Origin of the sequence: Pseudomonas sp. K5002, assembly GCF_013386655.1 — a bacterium.
Lineage (GTDB): Bacteria > Pseudomonadota > Gammaproteobacteria > Pseudomonadales > Pseudomonadaceae > Aquipseudomonas.
Genome location: NZ_JACARK010000089.1, coordinates 12,901 through 36,945, shown reverse-complemented (window position 1 = coordinate 36,945; position 24,045 = coordinate 12,901). Strand labels below are relative to the sequence as shown.

Below are 24,045 nucleotides of genomic sequence, written 5' to 3'. Positions count from 1 at the left end.
TGACACTCCATGACATCGATAAGGGAAAAGCAGCTTTTCCGAAGCTGCTTTTCAAACTTAGGCGATGTTTGGGGAGAGTCAAAAATGGGTGAGTTACAGGGTGTGAGCTCAGGGCTCAAGACGACGCTGCTGGTAGATCCAGTCGACGATTTCACCGTCCGGGGAATAGCCGCTGACCGTTTCGCGCAGCAACTGACGCACACGCGTGTAGTCATCCTGTTCCACGGCGCTGAGCAGCTCCGTTAATCGGCCCTTCAACACCTCCCAGGGCAAGTAGTCTTCATTGGCACTCATAATCATCGGGTGCGGCGTCGTGACTACGTTGTCGCCGATCAACAGTTCCTCATAAAGTTTTTCGCCGGGACGCAGCCCCGTAAACTCAATGGAGATGTCACCTTGAAGATTTTTATCAGAGCGAATACTCAAGCCGGAAAGGTGCACCATCTTCTCGGCCAGCTCGACGATTTTCACCGGCTCGCCCATATCCAGAACAAATACGTCACCGCCCAGCCCCATGGAGCCCGCCTGGATAACCAATTGAGCGGCTTCAGGGATGCTCATGAAATACCGGGTAATCTTGGGGTGCGTAACCGTCAGCGGGCCACCGGATTTGATTTGCTTGTGGAACAACGGGATCACTGATCCTGATGAGCCCAGCACATTGCCGAACCGCACCATGGTAAAGCGGGTCTTGTTCACACGGGAAACATTCGAAGTCTCACCGAATAGCACCGGAGCAATTTCACTGCTGAGCGCCTGCAGTGTCATTTCTGCGAGACGCTTGGTGCTTCCCATTACATTGGTGGGACGCACTGCCTTATCAGTAGAAATCAGCACGAAGTTCGCCACATTGGCGCGTAAAGAGGCTTGCGCGGCGCTCAGCGTGCCCATCACATTATTCAGCACGCCTTCAGCAATATTATGCTCGACCATCGGTACATGCTTGTAAGCCGCCGCATGGTAGACCGTGTTCACGCGCCAGGTTTTCATGACGTCAAAGAGCTTTTCCTGATTGCGCACAGAACCCAGGATTGGCAATAACTTAACTGAAAGCGACTCACGCACGATTCGCTGCTCAAGCTCTTGCAGGATGCTGTAGAGATTGAACTCGCTATGCTCATACAACAGCAGTGTCGTGGGTTGCAGCGTGAGAATCTGCCGGCAAAGCTCAGACCCGATTGAACCGCCCGCCCCGGTTATAAGAACCGACTGCTCCTTGATGCAATGTTCAAGCAGCTCGTCCTGAGGAGGGACAGAGTCACGGCCCAACAAGTCAGCAATATCAACTTCCTGGATATCATCGACTTTCACTCGCCCGCTGGCCAAATCCATAAAACCGGGCACGCTTTGCACATGGAGTGCGAACCCCTCCAGGAAGGTCAATATCTCCCGGCGGCGCCCACGATTGGCAGACGGAATGGCGAGAAGAATCTGCTGGGCACCGGTGACGTCAACCATCTGCTGGATATGCTTTGGCTTATAGACATGCAAGCCTGAAATCACACGATCGGCAATGCTGCTGTCATCATCAATAAAGGCGACAGGACGCAACAGCCTCCCCATGCGCAATGCAGCAACCAATTGATTACCGGCTGCCCCCGCACCATAGATGGCCACCTTCGGCAGTCCATCATCTCGATTGGTAAAAGGAACATGTTGCGCAGCCGCGAACCAATCTCCCAGGAAATACTGGCGCATCGCGAGGCGTAGCCCCCCGATCATGACCATGCTCAACCACCAGTAATTGAAGATGACCGAGCGTGGAACAAACAACTGATGGTTGCCGCTCCAGTAAACAACCAGCGCGAGAATCAACGATGACAGGCTGACGGCCTTGATAATTGCGATCAGCGCATCGTTTCCAAAATAGCGCATGACTGCACGGTACATACCAAACCGTACAAACAGCGGAATAGCGATGACCGTGGCGCTCAGGAATAGCCATAGGTATTCAGTGAAAGGATTGATCAGCTCATCAATCCCCAAACGAACGACAAAGGCCATCCAAAGGGCAAACCAGACAAGAAAAACGTCGGTCACTACCTGGAAGGCACGTTTCTGCCGCCGCGTTAAACCCAGTAATAAGGTTCTCAACTTATCCATAACGCCTTGAAACACCTCTGTTACTCCTAAAGTACATCCGCCACCACCATGGATGATTCCAAGGGACTTCATACCATGATGATGGAAAATTCCATTTGACTGGCCCGCAGCTCAAATCCTTCTGCGTTGCAAACAAAGACGGGCATTCCTGACTGTCTAACTGATTACTCTTCGGTAGCCAACTGCATAACGGTCTTGAGCACCGAGCATGTCTTGTCGATCTCATGCTGCGTCAACGTCGGGTGCACGAGAAACATTACACTTGTCTCGCCGAGCTCCCGTGCTACCGGCAACCGGCTCGCCGGACGCCAGCCAGTATTGTCAAACGCCTTCTCCAGATAGACCTCGGAGCAGGAACCGGAAAATACCGGAACGTCTCGTGCCGAAATCTCCGCCAGAATACGATCACGATCCCATCCGGCCTTGAGAGCCTGAGGCTCGACAAACACGTAGCACTTATACGCCGCGTGAACACTGCCCTCAGGCATGATTGGCACACGCAAGCCTTTGAGTTGGCTGGCGCACTCCCATATCTGCCCGGCATTCGCCAGCCGGCTGGCCTGCCAATCGGTCATGCGCTTGAGCTGAATCCGACCGATGACGGCCTGAACCTCGAGCATTCTCCAGTTCGTACCGAAGCTTTCATGCAACCAGCGAAAACCAGGAGGATGGTTACGTTCGTAGACAGCTTCCCAGCTTTTGCCATGATCCTTGAACGACCACATGTCCGACCACAACTTACGATCGTTGGTTGTGACCATTCCGCCCTCGCCACCTGTGGTCATGATCTTGTCCTGACAAAAGGACCAGGCAGAGATATGGCCAATTGACCCCACCGGGCGCCCCTTGTAACGGGCGCCATGGGCCTGGGCACAATCTTCGATCACTTTAAGGTCGAATTCCTCGGCCAGGGCCATGATCGGATCCATATCGCAAGGCCAGCCAGCCAAATGCACACAGATTACGGCCCGGGTGCGAGGAGTCAGTACAGCGCGGATAGTCTGCGCGCTGAAGTTTTGCGAATCGCGATCCACATCGGCGAAAACCGGAACAGCCCCGGCATTCACAATGCTCGAGACGGAAGCAAGAAACGTGCGTGAGGTGACAATCACTTCATCGCCAGCACCGATACCCAACGCCTTCAAGGCAAGGTCCAGGGCAACCGTTCCGTTGGCCAGGCCGATGGCGTATTCGGTGCCCGCCCATGCAGCGAACTCCTTCTCAAACTCACGCCCCTGTGTACCGGTCCAGTAGTTGACCTTATTGGACAGAATCACATCACGTACGGCGTCAGCTTCCTCTTCAGTAAAAGAAGGCCAAGGAGAAAATGGTGAATTCAACACAACCAGTACCCGTCAGTTTTCATTCGAAAATATGAAAGACTCGTCACTACGAGCCCCGTTGCAATTCGCTCAATCCGCTGTTCGCGAGGCGCCTATATTTCAAGAACCGTCCAGGCAACGCGGCTCATGGCTTGGAACCTGTGAACTTCGGCGCGGTAGCTTCGCCTTCGGCACTGATACCGTCACGCACCAGAACTTTCTTGATTGTCAGGAAAATCACCTTCATATCCAGCCAAAAAGACTGATTGTCGACGTACCAGGTATCCAGCTTGAACTTTTCTTCCCATTCAATTGCGTTCCGACCGTTGATCTGCGCCCAACCGCTGACGCCAGGGCGAACCTCATGACGACGATATTGCTCGACGCTGTAGAGAGGCAAGTATTCCATCAGTAACGGTCGTGGACCTACCAGGCTCATATCGCCCTTGACCACATTCCACAATTCAGGCAATTCATCCAGGCTACTGGAGCGCAGAAAGCTGCCAAAGGCTGTCATGCGCTGGGAGTCCGGTAAAGGCTCACCATTTGCATCATGAGCATCTCGCATCGTACGGAACTTGATCATTTCGAAAGGCTTGCCGTTCCGACCTGGTCGTACCTGGCGAAACAAGACGGGAGAGCCCAACTTCTTGCGAATGTTCCAGGCAATAATTGCTATGACCGGCGAAAGCAGAATTAGTCCAAGCAACGACGCAAATAAATCAAATCCACGCTTGATCATCTAACACCACCCTCCAGCCAATCTACAAACCGGTCAGCCAATTTACGCCGGTCAAACTCTCTGACCGCCAATTCTCTGCCTCGTGCGCCCTTCGCCCGCAGCTCGTCACGGTCATCTGCCGCCTGTATCAAAGCATCTGCGAAAAGCGCAGCATCATCTGCAGGTACGACAAAACCGCAGTTCTCGGTGGAAATCATCTCGGCGAGCCAGCCCGGGTAGTTATTTAAAACAGGCAACCCTGACGCGATATAGTCGAAAAACTTGTTAGGCGACGTTCCGTAGTAAAAGGCCGGTACGTTTGCCAATATCTGCAGCCCCAGGTCCGCGCTGGCCATCAAACCGGACAACCGGGCCTTGTTCACCGGGGCATGAAATATCACATTGTCCAGCTGTTCTTCCGCTGCACGCTTCTGAAGCGCGGGCTTGAGCTTGCCCTGCCCGATCAAAACCAGCCGGATATCATCGCGCTTTCGCAGTTTAAGCTCTCGAGCCGCATCGAGCACCGCGTCCAGCTTGTTGGCCACTCCATGAGTACCCGCGAAGACCGCTACCAGATGGCTTTTATCCACTCCTGCCGGCAACCATGGCTCAGCAGGCGTGTTGAAAATATCAAGGTCACAACCGTTTGGGATCATTTCGATTCGGTCACGCGCCACACCGCGGTGCGCAATGCCATCCACAATACCTGGCGACAACCCGATGAGTCGGTGAGCCGAGCGATAACTCGCCCACTCAAGAAAAGACATGGCGGCAAGGATCAATGGATTACGAATGACGCCCATCGCTTTCGGCAGTTCGGGCCAGAGATCCCGGACCTCAAATACAAACGGCTTATTACGAAACCACCGGGCGAATATCCCGGGGATACCGGCTGTCAATGGCGTGGTGGTCGCGAAAACCAGATCGTAGCGCTCGGTTAGCGCAATCCCGATACTGCGCACTGCAAACTTTAAAAAGCTGAGCGCTCGAACGAACAGGCCATCGCTGTTGGAGTACGCCAGGTCAAATTCGATGATCTCGATACCGTCGACGGTACCTTTGCGTTTTCCACCAACGAAAGGGCTCTCCAGCCCCGTTTCGCCGCCACCATAGCTGCCACAGACCATGGTTACCTGGTGCCCTCTCGCAACCAGACGACGGGCCATCTCATAGGACCGGATTCCGATTGTTCCTTTCGGAGTAGAAAAATGCTGATGAAAATAAAGGACTTTCATGTCTACCAGTGATACTCCGTAGTCAAAACGCCCGCCGAAGTCACCTCAACCTCAAGCACCGGCACTTCAGTTTTTTGTAAGTAGTAACGAGACTCCCAACCCTGGACGAGCGCTCGTCGCACGATAGGCATGCTGCCTGCAACCGACAATCGATGGGAGCCGTTGGTCAGGACGTCGCCCTCAAGCCGCCAGTCCCCCGGCTGCAAACGCCAGCGTAGAACTGCACGATCCTTGAATCCGCTAAATTCATCTCTGACCAGCATGCCGGTGTCGCTCAGGCTCACATGCCGCTTATGACGGACGCCGTTACCGTCGATATACGTGGCGCCGCAGGCGCTTGTTCCAGCCTGCTCAACCAGGCTTTCGACCTGGCGCGTACGCAACCACTCCCCGAACAGAAACCGGCTGAGCCTCGGCATCTGGTCTCGCCCATCAAATTGAAGGGTGTTGTGGCTGGCGGTACCCGGAAAATAACTCAGCCACTGGGCAGAGGTGTTGTAGCTGAAGGTACCTGCATCCCGGAGCAGGTTAATGCCTGCACGCCATAGATCCACATGCAGGGCATCGGCCTGGCTGGGGCGAAACCGGAAGCGCGGGTAGCGCAATACAGCGAAGGTTTGTTCACGCCGCAACAATGCATAACCACCCTGATCAAACAGCTGGCTACCTGGACGCTCCGCTACCGCCGATGGGCCGGGCAGCAGCAGCCATTGCAGTGGCAAATCCCATTCACCTGCCGCCTCATAGGCTCTCTTTCCGGCAAACAACGCCATGGACAACTGGACCGAAGGCCTGAAGTCGCGATAGTCCGTATCCGTCAGTGGCAGCAGCCGGGCACCATCATTTGCGCCAATGTTCGGAGCATCTCCAGTGTGCTCGTCGACCAACGAAAATAACCAATGCGCGGCTGTGCGAGCCCTGAGTTGGAACGTGGCGGAGAACGCCGGGAGCCCCAGCTTGTTTCTCCAGATTTCAACCATGGAAAATGTGTCGAGCATCACCCGATGATAATTGACGGAGTACTGGCTGAAACTGCCATCTTGCTCGATCAGCCGAGCGGCCCGGTTTTCGAGCCATTTGCGCCCCAATCGCTGCCAGCGTTCGCCCTCGGGGCAACCGCTTGAGGTCAACCAACTGCCGCCGACAAAAAGTGCAGCCGCCTCGGAAGTCCCGTGGTTATTGTCCTGAGCCATCGCATAGCTCAGCGTCGGCTCGATACGCTTGAGGTGCAGTCGGACCAGATCCACAAGCCCCGGCAACGGGTTGGCAAACTGTTCGACAATGACCGAACTCATCGCCAGGTGCAGGACACGAATGGACGCCTCCTGACCGCACTTCCAGTTCGGACCGCAATAGGGAGGATTGTTGACACACCAATCCGTCAACCAACCGTTTAACTGCGCCGTCCCTGAAGACCCGCGAACACAGGACTTCTGGGCAAAGACCAACGTCCAGTCAAATCGCGAAGCTTCCCAGATATTCTTGATATCACCGACAGCGGCATCAAAATCAGGAATCCGCCACCATTCCCGGCCGGGATCAGGCACTCGAACTCCATTCAGCGGATTCAAATGCCAGTCAGGGGGTGCGTCCGATACCGGGCACTCCCAGAACCCGAAATACCGGACCTGGGAATCCCATTGGGACGCACATGGCAACGAGCCGGCCTGCCTCGCACTTTCCGCAAAAAACGGGCCTTGAGGAATTTCAGCCCGAAGGCGTCGGACCGGGTTCAAGCCAGTCTTGACCCCGAGCCGATACGTCAATGCACGCGCCAGATTGCCAAAACCGAGAGCTATCGCAGTTTTGGCTTTAACAAGAAGAAGGCTCATTGCTCGCGCAGAATCCGGGCAACTTCAATGCTCACGCGCGCCACTTCGAAAATCTCATCGGAAGTGATCGGCGTGACCGCCCCGTTTTGCACCGCTGCCAGGAAAGCTGCAGCGCACTCGCTTTGCCCCTTGTTCTGTTTCCAGAGATTCAGCTTGCTGAAGCCCGGCCAGCCGAAACCCTTCAACTTGCGGAAGTTATCCAGTTGCAGGACGCGTCCGGCAGCGAAAACTTCAACTCGCTCTTTTGGAAAGCTTGAAGCGCCATTGGCCAGATAGAGGATGGTGCCGAAAGAGCCATCCTCAAACCCCAGGGTGATCGCCGCTTTATCTTCCGTAATGGCAACAGCAGGCGTATCGCCCATTCTGCGGGCCTGGATCGAAACAATTTTGCTGCCCGCGAGAAAACGCATCAGGTCGATGAAATGACACGCTTCGCCAATAATGCGCCCACCGCCGACTGACGGGTCCTGGGTCCAGTGATTTGCGGGAATCGCTCCGGCATTCATCGTCATGATGAAAGACTTGGGCTCTTTTACAGCCGAGAGCAACGCCTTCATCTTTTGCACCTGCGGCGAAAAGCGTCGATTGAACCCCACCATCAAATGTGGCTTGAGCCCTTGTTCGACAGCCTTTCGATAGGCCTCTTCAACCTTTGCCAGATCCTGGGCTTCAATTGCCAATGGCTTTTCGACGAACACATGTTTACCCGCCTCCAGCGCTTGCGCGACAAAACGGGCATGGCTGTCGTGCCGGGTGACAATTGCAACAGTGTTGATCGTGCTCTCGCCAAGCATCGCACTGATATCAGTCGAGGCTTGTGCAAATCCGGCCTTGCTGCCGTGTATTACACCGTTGATGCCACCGGCAGTCACAATCGTATGGAACTGAGCCCCTGCGGCCTTGAATGCCGGTATCAGCATTCTTGATGCATAGTTTCCTGCACCGATGAAGCCCACCACGGGTTTGACCGGGTCGAAACTGGCTACCGCACCAGGTGCCAGCACCACTTCCTTGATGTTTCGCTCGGTCTCTTCCGAGGTGTACTGAAGAATGATGCCCAGCGCCGAATTATCCGTCGTAAGCGTCTGATAGGCATCCGCGGCGTCTTCGAATGCAACCCGATGGGAGATCAACGAGTTGACCTCCAATTGGCCGCTGGCGAGCATGTCCAGGACGGCTTCGAAGTTGCGCTGCTCAGTCCAGCGAACGAAACCTATCGGGAAGTCGTTGCCTTGATCTTCGTAACTCGGATCGTAGCGCCCGGGCCCGTAAGAACATGAAACCTGGAATGTCAGTTCCTTCTCATAGAAGTCGGCTCGACTCAACTCAAGCCCGGTTACCCCTACCAGAACAATGCGCCCACGCTTACGGCACATGTGTGCCGCCTGGGTGACCGGGTCGGACGACTTGGTCGACGCCGTAATGATGACGCCATCCACCCCTCTTCCGCGGCTGAATGTCATTCCCGCCGAAACAACATCTTCGCCCTTGCCGGGGTTGCAGGTTTCGGCGCCATAACTGCGAGCCAATGCCAGCTTTTGCTCATCGAAGTCAACGGCAAGTACCCGGCAGCCTTGAGCCCGCAGGAGCTGGACCGTCATCAGTCCGATCAGGCCTACGCCGGTGACTACAAAGGTTTCCCCCAATGTCGGCTGAGCCAGACGAATGCCCTGCAAGCCGATGCTGGCAAGCACGGTAAACGAAGCGGCTTCGTCGCTGACCGAGTCCGGAATCAAGGCACACAGATTCTTGGGAATAACAACGATATCGGCATGAGGACCATTGGAAACCACACGGTCGCCCGGCTTGAACCCGGACACATCATTGCCCACGGCCCCCACAACACCCACGTTGCAGTATCCAAGCGGCAACGGCTGCGCAAGCTTCGAGCGAACGGCTTCCACCGTTGTCGCCAAGCCATCGGTCTGAACCTTTTGCAGAACCATGCGGACCTTGTCAGGTTGCTGGCGAGCTTTTTCCAACCAGTTGGCACGGCCAAACCCTACCAGCATGCGTTCCGTGCCGGCAGAAATCAGCGTATTGGTTGTATGGATCTTTAGCGTGCCACTACGAACGGCGGGAGCGGGTGCATTAACCAATGACGTCTCACCGCTAGCCATGTTCTGAACAACCTGCTTCATGCATTCACACCAATAAAGTTAAAAATTCACTCATCACTGAGAAACTTGTATAGAGCTATGTATCCTACCATCGGATAAGGCCGTGGCGTCGCCGCCCACTCAACCGTCGAGGGCGAAATCGCCGTCCAGATACTGTTTGCACCAGAGTTCCATGCAAACGATGCCAAACAACGTATAAGCAGCGTCTATCCGGCCTGAACGATCTGCTTCGACCAGATGCGCCACCGCTTTGGGATCGAATATCCCCCTTTTCAGCAGGGATGCAGGAGAAAGCACCTCATCGACCAAAGGCTTCAGGCGTCCTTGCAACCAGTTGCGAAGCGGTACACCGAAGCCCGTCTTGGGCCGGTAGATGACGTCGTGAGGCAGATAGGGTTCCATGGCCTTCTTGAAAATCCATTTCCCTTCCCGGCCTTTTTGCTTGATATCCGATGGCAGTGAGCCAGCCAGGCGGACCAGGTCAAGATCCAGCAGCGGCACACGCACTTCAACGCCCGTCGCCATACCCATCTTATCGGTGTAGTTGAGATTGTGATCGGTGAGAAAATGCTTGCACTCCAGGGTGAGCATTTTATCAAGGGGCGTGGCATCCGAAGGCAGCCGCGAAAGTGTTTCTCGCATCGGCGCAAACAGATCATCGGCCGCCAGCTGGCGTCGCAAGTCTGGCGCCAACAGGCCATACGCCTGTTCAGGTTCAAGCCAGAGGAAATAACTGATCAAGCGATCATCAGCAGGCAAGTCCGCATAGCGAAAAGCCTTCCCGAGACGACGAGACAGCGGAGAGGATGCAGGAAGCAGGTTTGAACTGCTGGCCAAAACCGAACGCAGCGGTCGAGGCATTCCGCCCCACCAACGCTCTTGCGCCAACGCGAAATGACGACGATAGCCCGTGAAAATATCATCTCCCCCGGCACCCGACAGCAGAACCTTGATGCCGTTCTGGCTTGCCAGTTCCGAGATGAACAACGCATTCAGCGCCGCCGGATCCGGCGTAGGTTCATCGAGCAGATAAACCATTTCAGGCAGACGATCCATCATCTCATCGCCGACGCCTACGACATGCAGGTCGACATCCAGATGCTTGGCAACGCGCTGTGCGTACGGAAGGTCATCGGCGAACCCCTCGTTCGCAGTGGAGCCGTTGTCTACACGGATACTGAAGCACTGCAACCGCCCCTTATCGCGCATTTCCTGCGCTGCAAACGCGACGATGGCACTGGAGTCCAAGCCGCCTGACAAGAATGAACCCAAGGGTACGTCAGACACCAACTGACGCTGGACGGCAGTCCTGACGGCATCGGCGACATCAACAGCGACATCAGCAACCGTTTTCGTCAGGGGTTTCTCGGAAATCGGCAGTTCGTAGTAAAACCAGCTCTTCTCGATATGCCCATTACGGACGCATAACGCTTGGCCAGGTAAAACCTTTTTGATATCCCGCACGATCGTCCGATCACCCGGCGACCAGAGAAAACCAAGGTGCGCGAGTACGGCTTGCGGGTCGATTTCAGTTTTACTGAAGCCGCCTCGGATCAAGCCCTTCATTTCACTTGAAAATGCAAAACAACCATCACTGGAATGGATATAGAGGGGTTTGACGCCCATCTGATCTCGAGCCACCCAAAGCGTTTCAGTGTCGCGTTCCCAGAATACGACCGCGAAAATCCCGTTCAAGCGGTTTAAACACTCAATCCCATAACGACAGAACAGTGCGAGCAATACTTCGGAGTCGGACTGGCTGGAAAAATGATCACCCGCCGCTTCGAGATGAGCCCTTAACTCCCGAAAGTTATAGATTTCACCGTTAAACACCATGACCACTCGCCCATCGGCAGAGACCATGGGTTGGTGACCGGCGGAAGTGGTATCGAGAATGGAAAGGCGCACCTGGCCCAACCATACACCAACGTCGGTATCGGCCCAGACGCCTTGATCATCAGGCCCACGACGTCGAATAAACGAAAGCGCTGAAGAGAAGTCAATAGATTCCCGCGTTCCGTTGTGAATGTAGCCCAAAATTCCGCACATATCAGTTTCTCTAGATTGGGTTATTGACTGGCTCTTCGCGCTTTGAGCTCAAGAATAAAAAAGGAAGCGATATAGACGCCATGAGAAGAACGACCGAAGCCAGTTCCCCACGAAAAAAATGAAGCATGGATGCGACTGCCAATGCATAGATACCCAATGCTCTATCACTTTTAGGGTTATAGACGACTGCGCCATAAAGCCGCCCACCTATAAGCCCGATAAAAAAGCCGCCGAACAATACGCCTAAGGTGCCAAAATTCATATAAATCTCGCCAAATATACCCGGCGGCAATGTCGTTCCTTCCGTGAGCCATTTATCTGGCCAAAAAGCACTTGTAAATACGCCGGCAGTGGTGAGCGGCTTGTCAGGAAAAAGCCCCGAAGGTAACAAGATCAATACGACCATCAGCAGCATTGAACCGTTTTGCCACTCTAGCTTCTGTGGCATAGCGTCTATGAGCACGGTCATTGTTTGCAACTGCATCAAATTACCCGTGAACTGTATCGCTAAAAAATGAACAAACGATAAAAAGACACCTTGATTTTCGTCGACAAAATAAAACTTACCTGTTGCGAGATACTCTTGCTTAAACAAGTGGTAAGCCATCAGAGAAACAAACATTACTGCGCCGAGCACAGCACCTTTTACGAGGTTGACACGCTTGACACGATAGTGCCGGACTATAATCAACGACAATATGATAATGAAGATTGTTGACTTCTGCCCTTGAAGCGCACAAATAAATAACCCGCCCAAAAAGTACAGCCAGAAACAAAAACGCTCGGCACGTGATTTTTTTCCACTACGCGTCAAACGTATGAACCAGGCAAGCGAGACAGAAAGCATCAGGTTTTCCAGAAGAAACAGGCCGTTTAACCCTGCAAACGCCCTTATCCGATCACTGGCGCCCTGAAGCAAACCGGATATCCCCCCCAGAATAAAAAGAATAGTTAAAAATCCTAGCAACGCCACCAAGGTAAATATAACTGCCCTTTGAAAAAAAATCCTTGAGCTTACGATGTTGCGAGTTCTACCGGGAAAACTAAGATAAGTTTTTCGCCCCAGCCAGCACCCCATCAAAACGAAAATCAACGTCCCGGCATACAGTAAAACTGCATAACCTATAGAGCTGTCCTTATCGAAAAAAGGATACTCCCAATATTGAGTAAACCCGTCAAACCCCATGATAAAGGGATACAGAGGGACGATGACACCTGCGAACCATATAACCAGAAAGAAAAAACCAAAACTAAAACAATCGAAAACCCCTTTCCCTGGTTTGGGTAACAAGCCCTCTTGCTCTGTATATTTATTTTCCAACGTTTTCACCTCTTGGATCATAATTCAGCGAGGCGGGCTCTCACCGCAACCAGGAGAAGTACTGAGGATAACGCAGCACCAACGAAATATCCCAGAACTCCAGACCAAGCACCCAAAATGGGGATACCTACGTATAGAATCAAAAAAACAAACAAGCCTTCGACGATATTGGTTTTGAGGCTCAAACCAAAAATACGCAACGCGACCAGTAGCGTACCGCTCGTAAGTGCAACGGCCTTCAAGGGCAGGGTCAATGCCAGCACAATTACATAGATCGCGGTCTGCTTATAAGCACCACCAACAAACAACGCCCACACTGTAGAGACTGAAATTAGCAACAGTGCAACCGTAGACGAAATCTTCAACATGCTTTTGGAAAGTGCGTGATACCTGTCGCGGAGCTCACTTTTATTATTGATTACTTCTACCAAGTCCGGCAACGCCCTTTGCGCAATTATTGCCAACGGAAGTAAACCAAGTATGAGACTCAATATGGCAATACCAAAAAATCCAATTTCATCAGCTTTTACATGATAGGCGGTCAACATCAAAACAGGCAAACTGTCCACTAACAAACGAACAAATAGACCTGCATTGTTAATCGCCCCGGACTTGGCGCTAGCCACCAATGCGCTGCGATTCACACAACGAAAATCCAACGCCAGCACAATATGAGCTCGTAGCTTCCACCATATCGCAGCAAGACAGGAAAACTCTCCAATGTAACGAGCGACCATCCACCCTTTGATGCCAAACAGTTTCGTCAATACAACATGCATAATAACGCCAATGGACGTAACCAGCATCAGCACGAAATAGATTTCGCGCATTGCCTTCGCACCTTGGGCAAATCCCGTAGTCACACGAAGCAGATTAGTTAGCAGGACCAGGCCACAGGCATTAAAAACATATGAACTGATCACTGAAGTGAATAAAAACTCATGCGCTATATATACCCCTGAGATCACTACACCTGAAGCCATCGCAACTAACAAAAAAACCTGGCGAAGCACTTCACTTTGGTGAAAAACACCATTGCTCGCCGCGGTGTCGCGGATAGCGATACTCTGCATGCCCAAACTGCCCGCAAGTACCACCAGTGCGATAATTGTTTCCAGCGAGCGCACCGTACCGACCACTGAAGGATCAACCCAAGGCGTGATTAAAAACTGACTTATTATTACGCCACCCTGAATACAGGCCGTAATAACAATAAGCTGCAAAAGCTTTGAGTTCTCAAACATGCCGATCAGACGATTCAACACACGGTACCGCCATCAACCTTTATAAATATTCTCAACGACGCTCTCATTTATTTCACCGGTGATAAGGAATCCAGAACACTCTTAAGCGCCACACGACGGGCCGCGATGGAATAATTCGAGGAAATCCACTGATGCCTGGCTTTGGCGTCTTCAGCACAAACCGGTGTCGCCACAACTGCCGCCATGGCCGCTGCAATTTCCTCCTGGCTATCTGGCTGAACCCAGTAAGCGAAGTCGCCTGCGACTTCCGGCACCGCGCCCCGTGGCGAGGTGATTACCCGCGCGCCACACGCCAGCGCTTCGCCGATCGCATGTCCAAAACCTTCATAGAGTGTCGGTTGAACATAAGCTAGGCAATTCCTGTAATGATGCAATTTCTCCTCATCGGAAATCATCCCGACAAACTCCACCTTGTCTGCTACACCCAGGCGCTGCGCCAAATCTTTTAGTTCCTGCAGGTAATCGCCGTGCTTACCAGCAACGACAAGTCGAAGATGACTTGAATGAGACGAAACTTTTGCGAACGCTTCTATCGTCGGAATGAGTCCCTTACGAATGGCGTTTGTACGACTTGTCCAGGTCACTGTAAAAAAATAATCCGATTCGACCGCTGAAAGCTCGCCAGGAGAATAGTAATCCGTATCAATCGCCAGCGTCGCGTACACCGGGTTCCTAACCGGCAGGTTAGATGTAACCTCTTCACATTCAGAGCGTGAGATAAACAAGTTTCGATCGGCTAATAACAACGAGGTGCGCAGTACCGCCTTCTGCCATAACGGGCGATCCAGATAGCAAAGACCCGGAATTTCCTTCCGGCAGGTGGAGTAGTCAAAAGCGCCAGTTACGATCACCGGACGACGACGTAGCTTTCCGGCGAGCAACGGAAATGGTGAATGCCCCCACCACCAGCAAAAATAGAGATCAGCCTTCCAATCTAGAGTGCCCGGCGTCCCAGACAGAACGACTTCGTGTCCGAGCTCCTTGAGAATTCGAATATCAACCCGATAAAACTCAACTTTATCAAACATCTCGCGCCAATTAGCGTGAGCGGACATATTAGCAAAAAAACATATACGCACAGTGCACCAACCCGTTACTTGCCAACCGTATTAAACACGTGCCTTCTGCTGATACATTGACAACAATGTATCGTGCAAACTAGGCACATTAATTTCGCCTACCACATCAAAGAGCTTGGCCGGACTACCATAAAGCTCTTTAACTTCATCTTCCCTGACAAAGGCAGGATCAACTGTTATCGTTGGCCGATAACCTGCAATCTGTTCCATTTCATCAATCACGCTCAGTAAGGAAATGCTGCGCCCCGAGCAGATATTTATAAACTCACCACGTTGATTGGACGTCAACAGCCTTGAATAGGCCTCCACCACAAAACCGACATCAGACAAGTCGCGGGATACATCCAGATTGCCCAATCTGAGTTCCTTTTCTCCACGGGCAAATGCGCCCACGATCTTGGAGAAAACGAATGACTCCGACTGGCCGGGTCCAGTGTAATTGAATGGCCGTACCACCAATATAGGCATACGAGAGAACCACTTGCGAACGAGGGCCTCCATCGTCAGCTTGCTCAGTGCGTAATGATTAACGGGCTGCGGTTCACTGCTTTCTGAAATGGGCGATGAAATAGCGTTCCCGTAAATGTTTGCACTGCTCGCAATGATGATTTTTTCAACGACCACCTCAGCCTCCTTAATCGCATTAAGAAGGCTTTCTGTACCCAATACATTGACTCGGTAATATGACAAGGCATCGCTGCTGGTGACATGCGCCAGCGCGGCCAAGTGAATAACATGGGTGGGCTGAACCTGCTTTATCCAACCACTGAGTCGCGCCGTGTCATTCAGGTCCGCATCCAAGTGGTCAAACTCACAGGCCAGGCGCTCCCCACCAAGGCCGGCAACCCGCCAGCCGGCCTTGGTGAGGCTTTGCGCCAAATGCTTTCCAGTAAAACCCGAGAGCCCTGTAATCAGTACTGTCCGATCTTTACTTTGAAGTGCCATTGCGAACCCTTCTCAAGTCAGCTTCAACCATCAGCTGGCACAGTTGCTCCAGCGTCGTTTCTGGTTTCCAGCCTAACCGCTCTTTTGCAAACGAAGCGTCGCCAATCAACAACTCGACTTCCGCGGGTCGATAGAAGCGTGGGTTAACTTTTACCCGGGTGATGCCGGTACGACGGTCAACGCCGAATTCGTTCTCGCCACTTCCAGACCAATCGATATCAACCCCTACGGCCTTGAAGCTCATGGCAACAAAATCACGAACGGTTTCAGTGCGGTTGGTAGCAAGCACAAATGTTTCCGGTGTGTCGATCTGCAACATCCGGTGCATGCCATCTACATACTCTTTAGCGAAACCCCAGTCGCGCTTGGCATCCATGTTTCCGAGTTCCAGCACTTGCTGCTCGCCCATTTCGATACTGGCGACAGCATCGGTAATTTTACGAGTAACAAACTCTTTTCCTCGCAGCGGAGACTCATGATTGAACAGAATGCCGCTGGTGGCAAAAATATCATATGATTCGCGATAGTTGATGGTTGTCCAATGCGCAAACAACTTCGCAACACCGTAAGGGCTGCGTGGGTAGAAAGGCGTGCTTTCAGATTGAGGAACAGCCTGTACCAGCCCGAACATTTCAGATGTCGAAGCTTGATAGAAACGAATCTTCGGATTTACTATTCGGATCGCTTCGAGCAAATTAAGCGCACCGACTCCGGTAATCTGCGCGGTTGTAATTGGCTGATCGAAGGAAACGCCTACGAAGCTTTGAGCCGCCAGGTTATAAACCTCGTCCGGGGCGCAATTCTGAATTAAACGAATAGTTCCGGAGAGATCAGTCAAATCAAATTCGACAAGATGAAGATCATCATGCCCAAAAACACCAAGTTCCTCTAATCGCCAGAAACTTACAGAACTTGTGCGGCGATAGGCGCCATAGACCTTATAACCCTTGGACAGCAGCAGTTCGACAAGGTAAGCCCCATCCTGACCTGTAACACCAGTAACCAGCGCATGCTTCTGCATCTGTACAACTCCTAAAAATTTAAGCCTTAAACACGTCCATAGGTATCGTCAAATCGAACAATATCATCCTCACCCAAGTACGTTCCCGACTGCACCTCTATGATCTCAAGAGGAATGGTGCCAGGATTGGAAAGGCGATGAACATGGCCAATAGGGATATAAGTACTCTGGTTTTCGTTCAGCTGAAAAACACGATCTTCACAGGTGACTTCAGCGGTGCCAGACACAACAATCCAATGCTCCGCCCGATGGTAATGCTTCTGCAAACTCAAGGTTGCTTTCGGCTTCACCAATATCCGCTTCACCTGAAAGCGCGAGCCCGAATCTATGCTGTCGTACCAGCCCCATGGGCGATGAACACGACGATGAAGCTTTGATTCTGGCCTGGCCTTGATATTCAACGCTTCGACAATAGCCTTCACACCCTGGCTACGATCTTTATCCGCAACCAATACGGCATCAGGCGTCTCGACGATAACAATATTTTCAAGCCCCACGGCCGTTACCAAACGGTGAGAGGCGTAAACCAATGTATTGGAGCTGGAGTCTATTATTACGTCGCCATGGGTAGCGTTTTGTTTTTCGTCCTTTTCACTCGAACGCCAAACAGCATCCCATGCTCCAAGGTCAGACCAACCGGCATCCATCGTGAGCATTTTCAACGTCAGGCCAGCTGAAGGCGTTTTCGCGCAATGCTCGATCACGGCATAGTCAATCGACTCAGGCGGTATCAGGGAAAACGCGTCAAGTTGTGGTCGAATAAACCCATTATCTTCAACTCGGCCCTTCCACGCGGCCTCAGTGGCATCGAAGATGTCACTTCTGAACGCGCCCAGTGCTTTCAACCAGACTGACGCGCGCAGCACAAAAATACCGCTATTCCAGAAATAGCTTCCATCTTCCAGGTATTTTTCTGCGGTTGTCCGCTCAGGCTTTTCAACAAACGCATCCACCCTCTTGACGGTAGAGGGATCTGCCGAGTGGATATAACCATAACCCGTCTCAGGGCGATCAGGCGTAATTCCCAAGATCACAATGCTGCCGTCTTTCGCAACATCGACCGCTTTACTGACCGTGTCAGTAAAAGCTTGAATATCGAGAATCATCTGGTCGGCCGGGACAACGACCAGAACCGGGTCAATCTCCTCTCCCACCTCATCGCGCGCATAAAGCGCCGCCAACGTAAGCGCAGGGGCCGTATTGCGTCCTACCGGTTCAAGAATGACAACAGCTTTAGAAACGTTCATTTCCCGGATCTGGTCGAGACACAGGAAACGATGCTCATCGTTGGCAACGATGCATGGAGCCAATAAATCCGAGCCTTGACCGTCAATCTTCAACAGTCGGGCAATCGCCTGCTGAAACAACGTCTCCCGCCCCGAAATTGCCAGAAACTGCTTCGGGTAAAGAGTTCTGCTAAGCGGCCAGAGTCTCGTTCCCGAGCCTCCAGACATAATAACCGGAAGAATTTTCATACAAGCCAGATTCCCCGGGTATCAACAATCCGGCGACCCTCGAGAAGTGAAGAAGGAACACTTTTGAATGGCTTGTGATCCACCAGTAACAACAAGACATCCGCGCGCTCAAACGCTTCTTCTATTGTGCACAACTCAGCGTTCGGCAACGTCGCAGGCAGAGAATCAATATTAGGTTCTACGACAATAACCTTCCCGGCGTGCCGGCTTGAGATATTTTTCGTAATTTCCAGAGATGGACTTTCCCGCAGGTCGTCAATATCAGGTTTGAATGCCAGGCCGAAGCACGCGATAACAATGTCTTTTTCCGACTTCCCGGGGTGACTCGACAGATGATCGGCCACAGCAGCATCAACTTTCTCCATAACCCACGACGGTTTTGAGTCATTGACTTCGCGTGCAGTTTGGATCAGTTTCGCCTGGCCTTCAGCCTGACTCACGATGAACCAAGGGTCGACGGCGATGCAATGCCCACCCACGCCAGGTCCTGGTTGGAGGATATTGACGCGAGGGTGCCGGTTGGCGAGCTTGATAAGCTCCCATACATCGACATCGAACTTATCGCATATCATCGACAATTCGTTCGCAAAGGCAATATTCACATCGCGAAAGCTGTTCTCGGTCAACTTGCACATTTCTGCTGTTCGGGCGTTGGTGATAATGCACTCGCCCTCTACAAACAATTTATACAGACGTGTGGCGGCTTCTGAGCACTTGGGGGTCATCCCGCCGATGACGCGATCATTCTGTACCAACTCGCGCAACACGTGACCGGGAAGCACGCGCTCAGGGCAGTGAGCCACGCGAATGTCCGACGCCTCGCCATGGGTCTGCGGGAACGTCAGGTCAGGGCGTGCTTCAGCCAGCCATGCCGACATCTTTTCAGTCGCACCCACGGGAGAAGTGGACTCGAGGATGACCAGATCACCCTTTTTCAATACTGGCGCAATGGATTTGCTTGCGGACTCAATGTAAGAAAGGTCCGGAGCATGACCATCCTTGAAAGGAGTGGGCACCGCAATCAAGAAGGCGTCCGCCGGCTCAGGTCGTGTACTGGCGCGCAGATACCCCTCGGTCACGGCCGCGTGCACGACTATGTCCAAATCAGGCTCAACGATATGAATCTGTCCGCCGTTGATCGTATCGACGGCCTTTTGATTAACGTCGACACCAATGACCTTTAACTTTCGCGCAGCAAAAACGGCTGCGGTTGGCAAACCGATATAGCCCAAACCAATTACAGAAATAGTGGAAAAATCCATGACCAAACCTTAATTTTTGAAAGTGGCTAGAGCATTAACAATACGCATGCAGGCGTGACCGTCACCATAAGGATTATGAGCAACGCTCATCTCCTCGTAAGCCTTTTGATCAAGTAAAAGCTCACGCAAGTGGTGAACTATCTTGTCCTTCTCTGTACCGACCAATCTGACGGTACCCGCCTCAATCGCCTCAGGCCGCTCGGTAGTGTCCCGCATGACCAGCACGGGCTTGCCCAAAGAAGGTGCCTCTTCCTGCACACCACCGGAGTCCGTCAGAATCAAGTACGACCGATTCATCAAATAGACAAAAGGTAGATAATCCAATGGTTCGATGAGGTGAATATTTTTTATACCAGCCAACAAACGGTTGACCGGTTCACGGACATTTGGATTCAAATGAACGGGGTACACGATCTCCACATCATCAAACTCATGGGCAATCGAAGCCAACGAACTGCAGATCCTTTCGAATCCATCGCCGAAGCTTTCACGCCGATGCCCTGTCACAAGGATGACGCGGCGTTGAGCAGGTAAAAATGCGAACTGCTCGGAGAACTTCTGTTTTAACTGGTCATTGGTTTCGAGCTTCTGTACGACCTCAAGCAGAGCGTCGATTACAGTATTCCCAGTCACATGAATCGCGTCAGGTGACACCCCTTCACGCAGTAAATTCTGTTGCGATCGTTCAGTAGGAGCGAAGTGAAGAAGCGCGAGTGCTCCCGTCAACTTTCGATTGGCCTCTTCCGGCCAGGGAGAATATAAATTTCCAGTGCGAAGCCCAGCTTCGATATGAGCCACAGGAATTTGCTGATAGTACGCCGCCAATGTAGTTGCAAAGGTCGTAGCGGTATCACCATGCACCAAGACAATATCCGGCCGATAAGTCCGGAAGACCTCTTTCATTCCCTGAAGAATACCAGTTGTCACGTCGGTAAGGTCTTGACCCGACTTCATGATATTAAGATCAAAGTCAGGTTCAAGTTTAAATAACTCTAACACTTGATCCAGCATTTCACGGTGTTGACCCGTGACGCAGATTTTGGCCTCAAAACGCTCATCTGCATTCAACGCTAAAGCTAATGGAGCCATTTTTATAGCTTCCGGTCGCGTACCGAAAACACTCAAGATCTTTAAAGTCATTAGATTACCAACGATTCCATATCATTATTTAGTCAGAGAATCAGTCTGGAAACCAGCAACGCTGCCATGCCCCTGCCTGACCTACCGATTACGCGCAAGCGAGTTTTCGCCGCTCCAACTGCAACCGCCTCTGCTTTGCAGCGCAGCATATCATCAACAAGCGTGCCAACATAACGCCTGGCTGGCTCAACCACACGCCCCATGAGACCCCATCATCCCCCACTCAGTTCAGGACAGGACAACGTTTTACCGCACCATTGCGGTGAGTCGCTTCACCGCAATGGTGCGTCGCAACCTCTCATTGAAATTGGGCTTTTGGTTATTGCCCCACAGGAACCCGACTTATCCGAGATCGCAATTGGGCCCACGCCCGACTGTGCCATGCAGCTCGTTGCTAATCGCCAGCGCACTCTGCACGACCGACCTGGCCGAACGGGACGCCCTTATCAAATTCCGAACCAATACTAGCCATAAGCCATTAACCTGGAGACCGCACATAAAAATCCACATCAAACCGTATTAGGCGGTGCACCATCAACTATTAAACCAACAATACAAACCTGTGCAGGACGCTTGACGCCCGCACAAGTAAACAAAGATCAAATGCCGAAACGCCATGAAGACTCGACGCAAAGTCTTAGTAACTTTTGATAGCCGAGAAACCACCCAGGAATGCCCCTCGGCGGTTCACAGTTGCGCAAGCACGTAATGCAGGTTCCGTATGAAAGCAAGAAATACGGCCCCGAGGGGAAAACGCGTGAAGCCAAAAGCTTCACGGCCTTGGAGTTATTTTCGGTTTAACTTATTGCCAGGCTCTTGTTGCCGATCCAACTGAGCGACCGAATGGAGAAGTGAGCCTGCCGGCTCGTGCCCATCGCGTTCTGCATTGTCGCGAACAGCACGTAACCCCTGCCTGACCAACGCAATACCAATCGCGACAATCGCCCCCAGGAGCAGGCCAAGAAAAATGATCAATGGACGATTCGGACTCGACGGAACCAACGGCTCAAGGGCCTGCTGGTCAATACTCACCAGCCGCAGCTTCGCCAGGTCGATATTCAGGCTACTCAAACGGAAAATTTCTGTTCTCAACGGTTGAACGCCCGCAAGAAAGATATCTTCATTTTTTCGAGCATCCAGGACCTCAATCTCTCGGTTGGATGCGAGCAACTGAAGTTCCTTGGCGATTTGAGCGATGCGCGACTCGGTAAAATCATCCGACTTGCGTGACTGCAATGCAGCAAGCTCAGCCTTAAGCGCATCTACCCCCATAAAATAAAGTGGGATCTGCTGGTTGTTCACCTCCGTACGCATCACGCTACCAGCGTTCGTCACGGCCGATTCACCAAGTGAAGAAGGCGTAGCCGGCTTTTGAATGCCCAGGGAACGGGCAATCCCTATAGCCTCATTCAGCTGAGCAATACGGTCGCTACGCAAGGTTTTCAACTGAGAACGCAGCGCCTTCAACTCATCCTGCAATTGCGCGCGTTTCAACGAGTCAGCTTCTCGCAATGACGCTATTTTGGCTTCTTTTTCAATATCGTAGTTTGAGCGAGCCGAATCGAGCTTGCCTTTAAGCTCCCTCAAACGGTTTTTAACGATCACATTCAAATCAGCCGTGACGCGTTCGCGCTCACTTTCGATAGCGTAGTCGACAAAGCCATTAAGAATAGAGACGCCGTCGACGCCTTTCGGATACATCATCTCGAGCTTGATGTAAGAACTCAGCGAGTTTTTCTTATCTTCATCAGGAAGAATCAAACGAATAGAGTCATGATTGAACTCCTGAAAACTCTGCTCCAGAGTCTGCCCAGGACGAACAAATTTCTCGAAAAGCTTCTGGTTTTTCTTGAAATAGCTCAGGCGCGTATCATAAGAGTCGAGCGCTGCGCCCACTTTGAGGAGCGCGTCAGCCGGAGGAAGCTGATATATCTCTGATCGATTTAGCGCATCCAAATCATTAATCGCCGCAGGCCGCAAAACCGTGCTGACCTTATATACAGGGGCAGCTAAAAATGCGTAGGACGCCGCAATCAATCCCGCCCCGAGAGTGACGAAAAGCAGAAGTTTTTTTTGTTGCCAGACAGACGCGAAAAGTCTTACAAAATCAATTTCGTCGGACGATCGAACCGGGGGAGCACGGAAGCTACTACTCACAACAAAAACCTGCCTTCAAAGAGAAACTGCGGGCTCGTTATGCAGACAAGATTGTGTATTTTTATTTTAGTTATATGGCCGAAAAAACCCAGCGTCGCTGCCGGACTTTAGCGCACAAAATGCCTGTTATCGAGAACAGATTCCATTTTGCCATCTCACTGACATATTACAAGTCTTGACATATCTGTAGGAGTCTTCCTACACAGATAGGGGCAACCCTTATATGGGCCGTCCGAAAAGGGCAGAAAAGCAAATTTCGTAGCCGCGAAACAATAGTCAGTGGTATCGCCGGACTTACCACATGCCGATCACTCGACGTAACCGATGCGCACCGCACCAGAAAAATCCGACGAACGGCTCGCGAGTGACACAATAACCATTGAGCCTCTACCCACGCCTTGCGGGCATGGACTTTTGACGTCGGCCCCACCCAACGATGACACTAAACAGCGGTCCCAGCAGCATTCCAATTATCAAGGCCACGACCACAAACACCGACACCGGCATCTGCCCGGTCACCCAGCCCAGGAATGAAAGAGACGCGCCCTGCTGGTTTTCCAGCACGAACCCCAACACTGCCAGCACGACAATTAGCATAGCCAGCACCAGAACAACGCGCTTAACCCCACGCATAACCTTCTCCTACCCCAAAAACACTCAGACGCTTTCTTCTTCGTCTTCGTTCACCCGATCGCGCAATTCCTTGCCCGGCTTGAAATGAGGCACGAACTTGCCATCGAGGCTGACGGACTGTCCGGTTTTTGGGTTGCGACCCACACGAGGCGCACGATAGTGCAGCGAGAAGCTACCAAACCCACGAATTTCAATCCGATCGCCGGTAGCCAGACATTGGGACATCTGCTCAAGCATGGTCTTGATGGCCAGCTCCACATCCTTGGATGAGAGCAGCCCTTGATGGGTGACAATTCGTTCGATCAACTCCGACTTCGTCATATTTTTCCCTTCTTTTTCAAGCAGCTAGGAAAAGCGCTTCGAAG

Annotated in this window: 18 protein-coding genes; all 18 read right to left on the bottom strand. The window is 52.2% G+C overall.

The window, feature by feature from the left end; genetic code table 11:
• Positions 1-108: 108 nt before the first annotated feature.
• Positions 109-2,103, bottom strand: a complete 1,995-nt coding sequence (locus HX846_RS05615; RefSeq protein ID WP_008437723.1) for a nucleoside-diphosphate sugar epimerase/dehydratase — start codon at positions 2,101-2,103, stop codon at positions 109-111.
• Between the two features lie 164 nt (positions 2,104-2,267).
• Positions 2,268-3,446 (bottom strand): DegT/DnrJ/EryC1/StrS aminotransferase family protein, encoded by a 1,179-nt coding sequence (locus HX846_RS05610; RefSeq protein ID WP_177008085.1) that lies wholly within the window; start codon positions 3,444-3,446, stop codon positions 2,268-2,270.
• A 124-nt stretch (positions 3,447-3,570) separates the two neighbouring features.
• Positions 3,571-4,167, bottom strand: coding sequence for a sugar transferase (locus HX846_RS05605; RefSeq protein ID WP_032899673.1), 597 nt, complete (start codon positions 4,165-4,167; stop codon positions 3,571-3,573).
• The gene (locus tag HX846_RS05600; RefSeq protein WP_087693685.1) at positions 4,164-5,381 is read right to left on the bottom strand and encodes a glycosyltransferase family 4 protein; all 1,218 of its coding nucleotides are present in this window, start codon (positions 5,379-5,381) and stop codon (positions 4,164-4,166) included. The genes HX846_RS05605 and HX846_RS05600 overlap by 4 nt, the downstream gene beginning before the upstream one ends.
• Before the next feature lie 2 nt (positions 5,382-5,383).
• Positions 5,384-6,928 (bottom strand): heparinase II/III-family protein, encoded by a 1,545-nt coding sequence (locus HX846_RS05595; RefSeq protein WP_256739778.1) that lies wholly within the window; start codon positions 6,926-6,928, stop codon positions 5,384-5,386.
• A 281-nt stretch (positions 6,929-7,209) separates the two neighbouring features.
• A complete protein-coding gene (locus tag HX846_RS05590; protein ID WP_087693683.1) occupies positions 7,210-9,354 on the bottom strand; it encodes a bi-domain-containing oxidoreductase in 2,145 nt (714 codons plus the stop codon).
• Between the two features lie 99 nt (positions 9,355-9,453).
• On the bottom strand, positions 9,454-11,370 hold the full coding sequence (gene asnB, locus HX846_RS05585) for an asparagine synthase (glutamine-hydrolyzing) (protein WP_256739777.1): 1,917 nt from the start codon (positions 11,368-11,370) through the stop codon (positions 9,454-9,456).
• Positions 11,371-11,392: 22 nt separating this feature from the next.
• Positions 11,393-12,712 (bottom strand): oligosaccharide repeat unit polymerase, encoded by a 1,320-nt coding sequence (locus tag HX846_RS05580; protein WP_238544258.1) that lies wholly within the window; start codon positions 12,710-12,712, stop codon positions 11,393-11,395.
• Positions 12,713-12,720: 8 nt separating this feature from the next.
• Complete coding sequence (locus tag HX846_RS05575) at positions 12,721-13,968, bottom strand: lipopolysaccharide biosynthesis protein (RefSeq protein WP_008437701.1); 1,248 nt, start codon at positions 13,966-13,968, stop codon at positions 12,721-12,723.
• A gap of 47 nt (positions 13,969-14,015) precedes the next feature.
• Positions 14,016-14,996, bottom strand: a complete 981-nt coding sequence (locus HX846_RS39470) for a glycosyltransferase (RefSeq protein ID WP_238544257.1) — start codon at positions 14,994-14,996, stop codon at positions 14,016-14,018.
• Between the two features lie 81 nt (positions 14,997-15,077).
• Complete coding sequence (locus HX846_RS05565; RefSeq protein WP_008437699.1) at positions 15,078-15,992, bottom strand: GDP-mannose 4,6-dehydratase; 915 nt, start codon at positions 15,990-15,992, stop codon at positions 15,078-15,080.
• Positions 15,976-17,013, bottom strand: a complete 1,038-nt coding sequence (gmd, locus tag HX846_RS05560; RefSeq protein WP_008437698.1) for a GDP-mannose 4,6-dehydratase — start codon at positions 17,011-17,013, stop codon at positions 15,976-15,978. Before gmd ends, HX846_RS05565 begins: the two co-directional genes overlap by 17 nt.
• Positions 17,014-17,039: 26 nt before the next feature.
• Positions 17,040-18,488 (bottom strand): mannose-1-phosphate guanylyltransferase/mannose-6-phosphate isomerase, encoded by a 1,449-nt coding sequence (locus tag HX846_RS05555; protein ID WP_008437697.1) that lies wholly within the window; start codon positions 18,486-18,488, stop codon positions 17,040-17,042.
• Positions 18,485-19,750, bottom strand: a complete 1,266-nt coding sequence (wecC, locus tag HX846_RS05550) for a UDP-N-acetyl-D-mannosamine dehydrogenase (protein ID WP_102368425.1) — start codon at positions 19,748-19,750, stop codon at positions 18,485-18,487. Before wecC ends, HX846_RS05555 begins: the two co-directional genes overlap by 4 nt.
• Positions 19,751-19,759: 9 nt before the next feature.
• Positions 19,760-20,890, bottom strand: coding sequence for a non-hydrolyzing UDP-N-acetylglucosamine 2-epimerase (gene wecB, locus HX846_RS05545; protein WP_008437695.1), 1,131 nt, complete (start codon positions 20,888-20,890; stop codon positions 19,760-19,762).
• A 786-nt stretch (positions 20,891-21,676) separates the two neighbouring features.
• Positions 21,677-23,047: a Wzz/FepE/Etk N-terminal domain-containing protein gene (locus tag HX846_RS05540; RefSeq protein ID WP_178965095.1), complete on the bottom strand. Its 1,371-nt coding sequence runs from the start codon at positions 23,045-23,047 to the stop codon at positions 21,677-21,679.
• A 387-nt stretch (positions 23,048-23,434) separates the two neighbouring features.
• A complete protein-coding gene (locus HX846_RS05535) occupies positions 23,435-23,680 on the bottom strand; it encodes a lipopolysaccharide assembly protein LapA domain-containing protein (RefSeq protein WP_008437692.1) in 246 nt (81 codons plus the stop codon).
• Positions 23,681-23,704: 24 nt separating this feature from the next.
• Entirely contained in the window at positions 23,705-24,001 is a 297-nt protein-coding gene (ihfB, locus tag HX846_RS05530) for an integration host factor subunit beta (RefSeq protein WP_008437689.1), read from the bottom strand.
• Positions 24,002-24,045: the final 44 nt, after the last annotated feature.

What these genes read in the sequence shown, in the direction of transcription:
- wecB (WP_008437695.1), bottom strand. Translation starts at nt 20,890, where the DNA reads ATGACTTTAAAGATCTTGAGTGTTTTCGGTACGCGACCGGAAGCTATA.
- HX846_RS05615 (WP_008437723.1), bottom strand. Translation starts at nt 2,103, where the DNA reads ATGGATAAGTTGAGAACCTTATTACTGGGTTTAACGCGGCGGCAGAAA.
- HX846_RS05600 (WP_087693685.1), bottom strand. Translation starts at nt 5,381, where the DNA reads ATGAAAGTCCTTTATTTTCATCAGCATTTTTCTACTCCGAAAGGAACA.
- HX846_RS05555 (WP_008437697.1), bottom strand. Translation starts at nt 18,488, where the DNA reads ATGAAAATTCTTCCGGTTATTATGTCTGGAGGCTCGGGAACGAGACTC.
- HX846_RS39470 (WP_238544257.1), bottom strand. Translation starts at nt 14,996, where the DNA reads ATGTTTGATAAAGTTGAGTTTTATCGGGTTGATATTCGAATTCTCAAG.
- HX846_RS05535 (WP_008437692.1), bottom strand. Translation starts at nt 23,680, where the DNA reads ATGCGTGGGGTTAAGCGCGTTGTTCTGGTGCTGGCTATGCTAATTGTC.
- gmd (WP_008437698.1), bottom strand. Translation starts at nt 17,013, where the DNA reads ATGCAGAAGCATGCGCTGGTTACTGGTGTTACAGGTCAGGATGGGGCT.
- HX846_RS05590 (WP_087693683.1), bottom strand. Translation starts at nt 9,354, where the DNA reads ATGAAGCAGGTTGTTCAGAACATGGCTAGCGGTGAGACGTCATTGGTT.
- ihfB (WP_008437689.1), bottom strand. Translation starts at nt 24,001, where the DNA reads ATGACGAAGTCGGAGTTGATCGAACGAATTGTCACCCATCAAGGGCTG.
- HX846_RS05565 (WP_008437699.1), bottom strand. Translation starts at nt 15,992, where the DNA reads ATGGCACTTCAAAGTAAAGATCGGACAGTACTGATTACAGGGCTCTCG.
- wecC (WP_102368425.1), bottom strand. Translation starts at nt 19,750, where the DNA reads ATGGATTTTTCCACTATTTCTGTAATTGGTTTGGGCTATATCGGTTTG.
- HX846_RS05605 (WP_032899673.1), bottom strand. Translation starts at nt 4,167, where the DNA reads ATGATCAAGCGTGGATTTGATTTATTTGCGTCGTTGCTTGGACTAATT.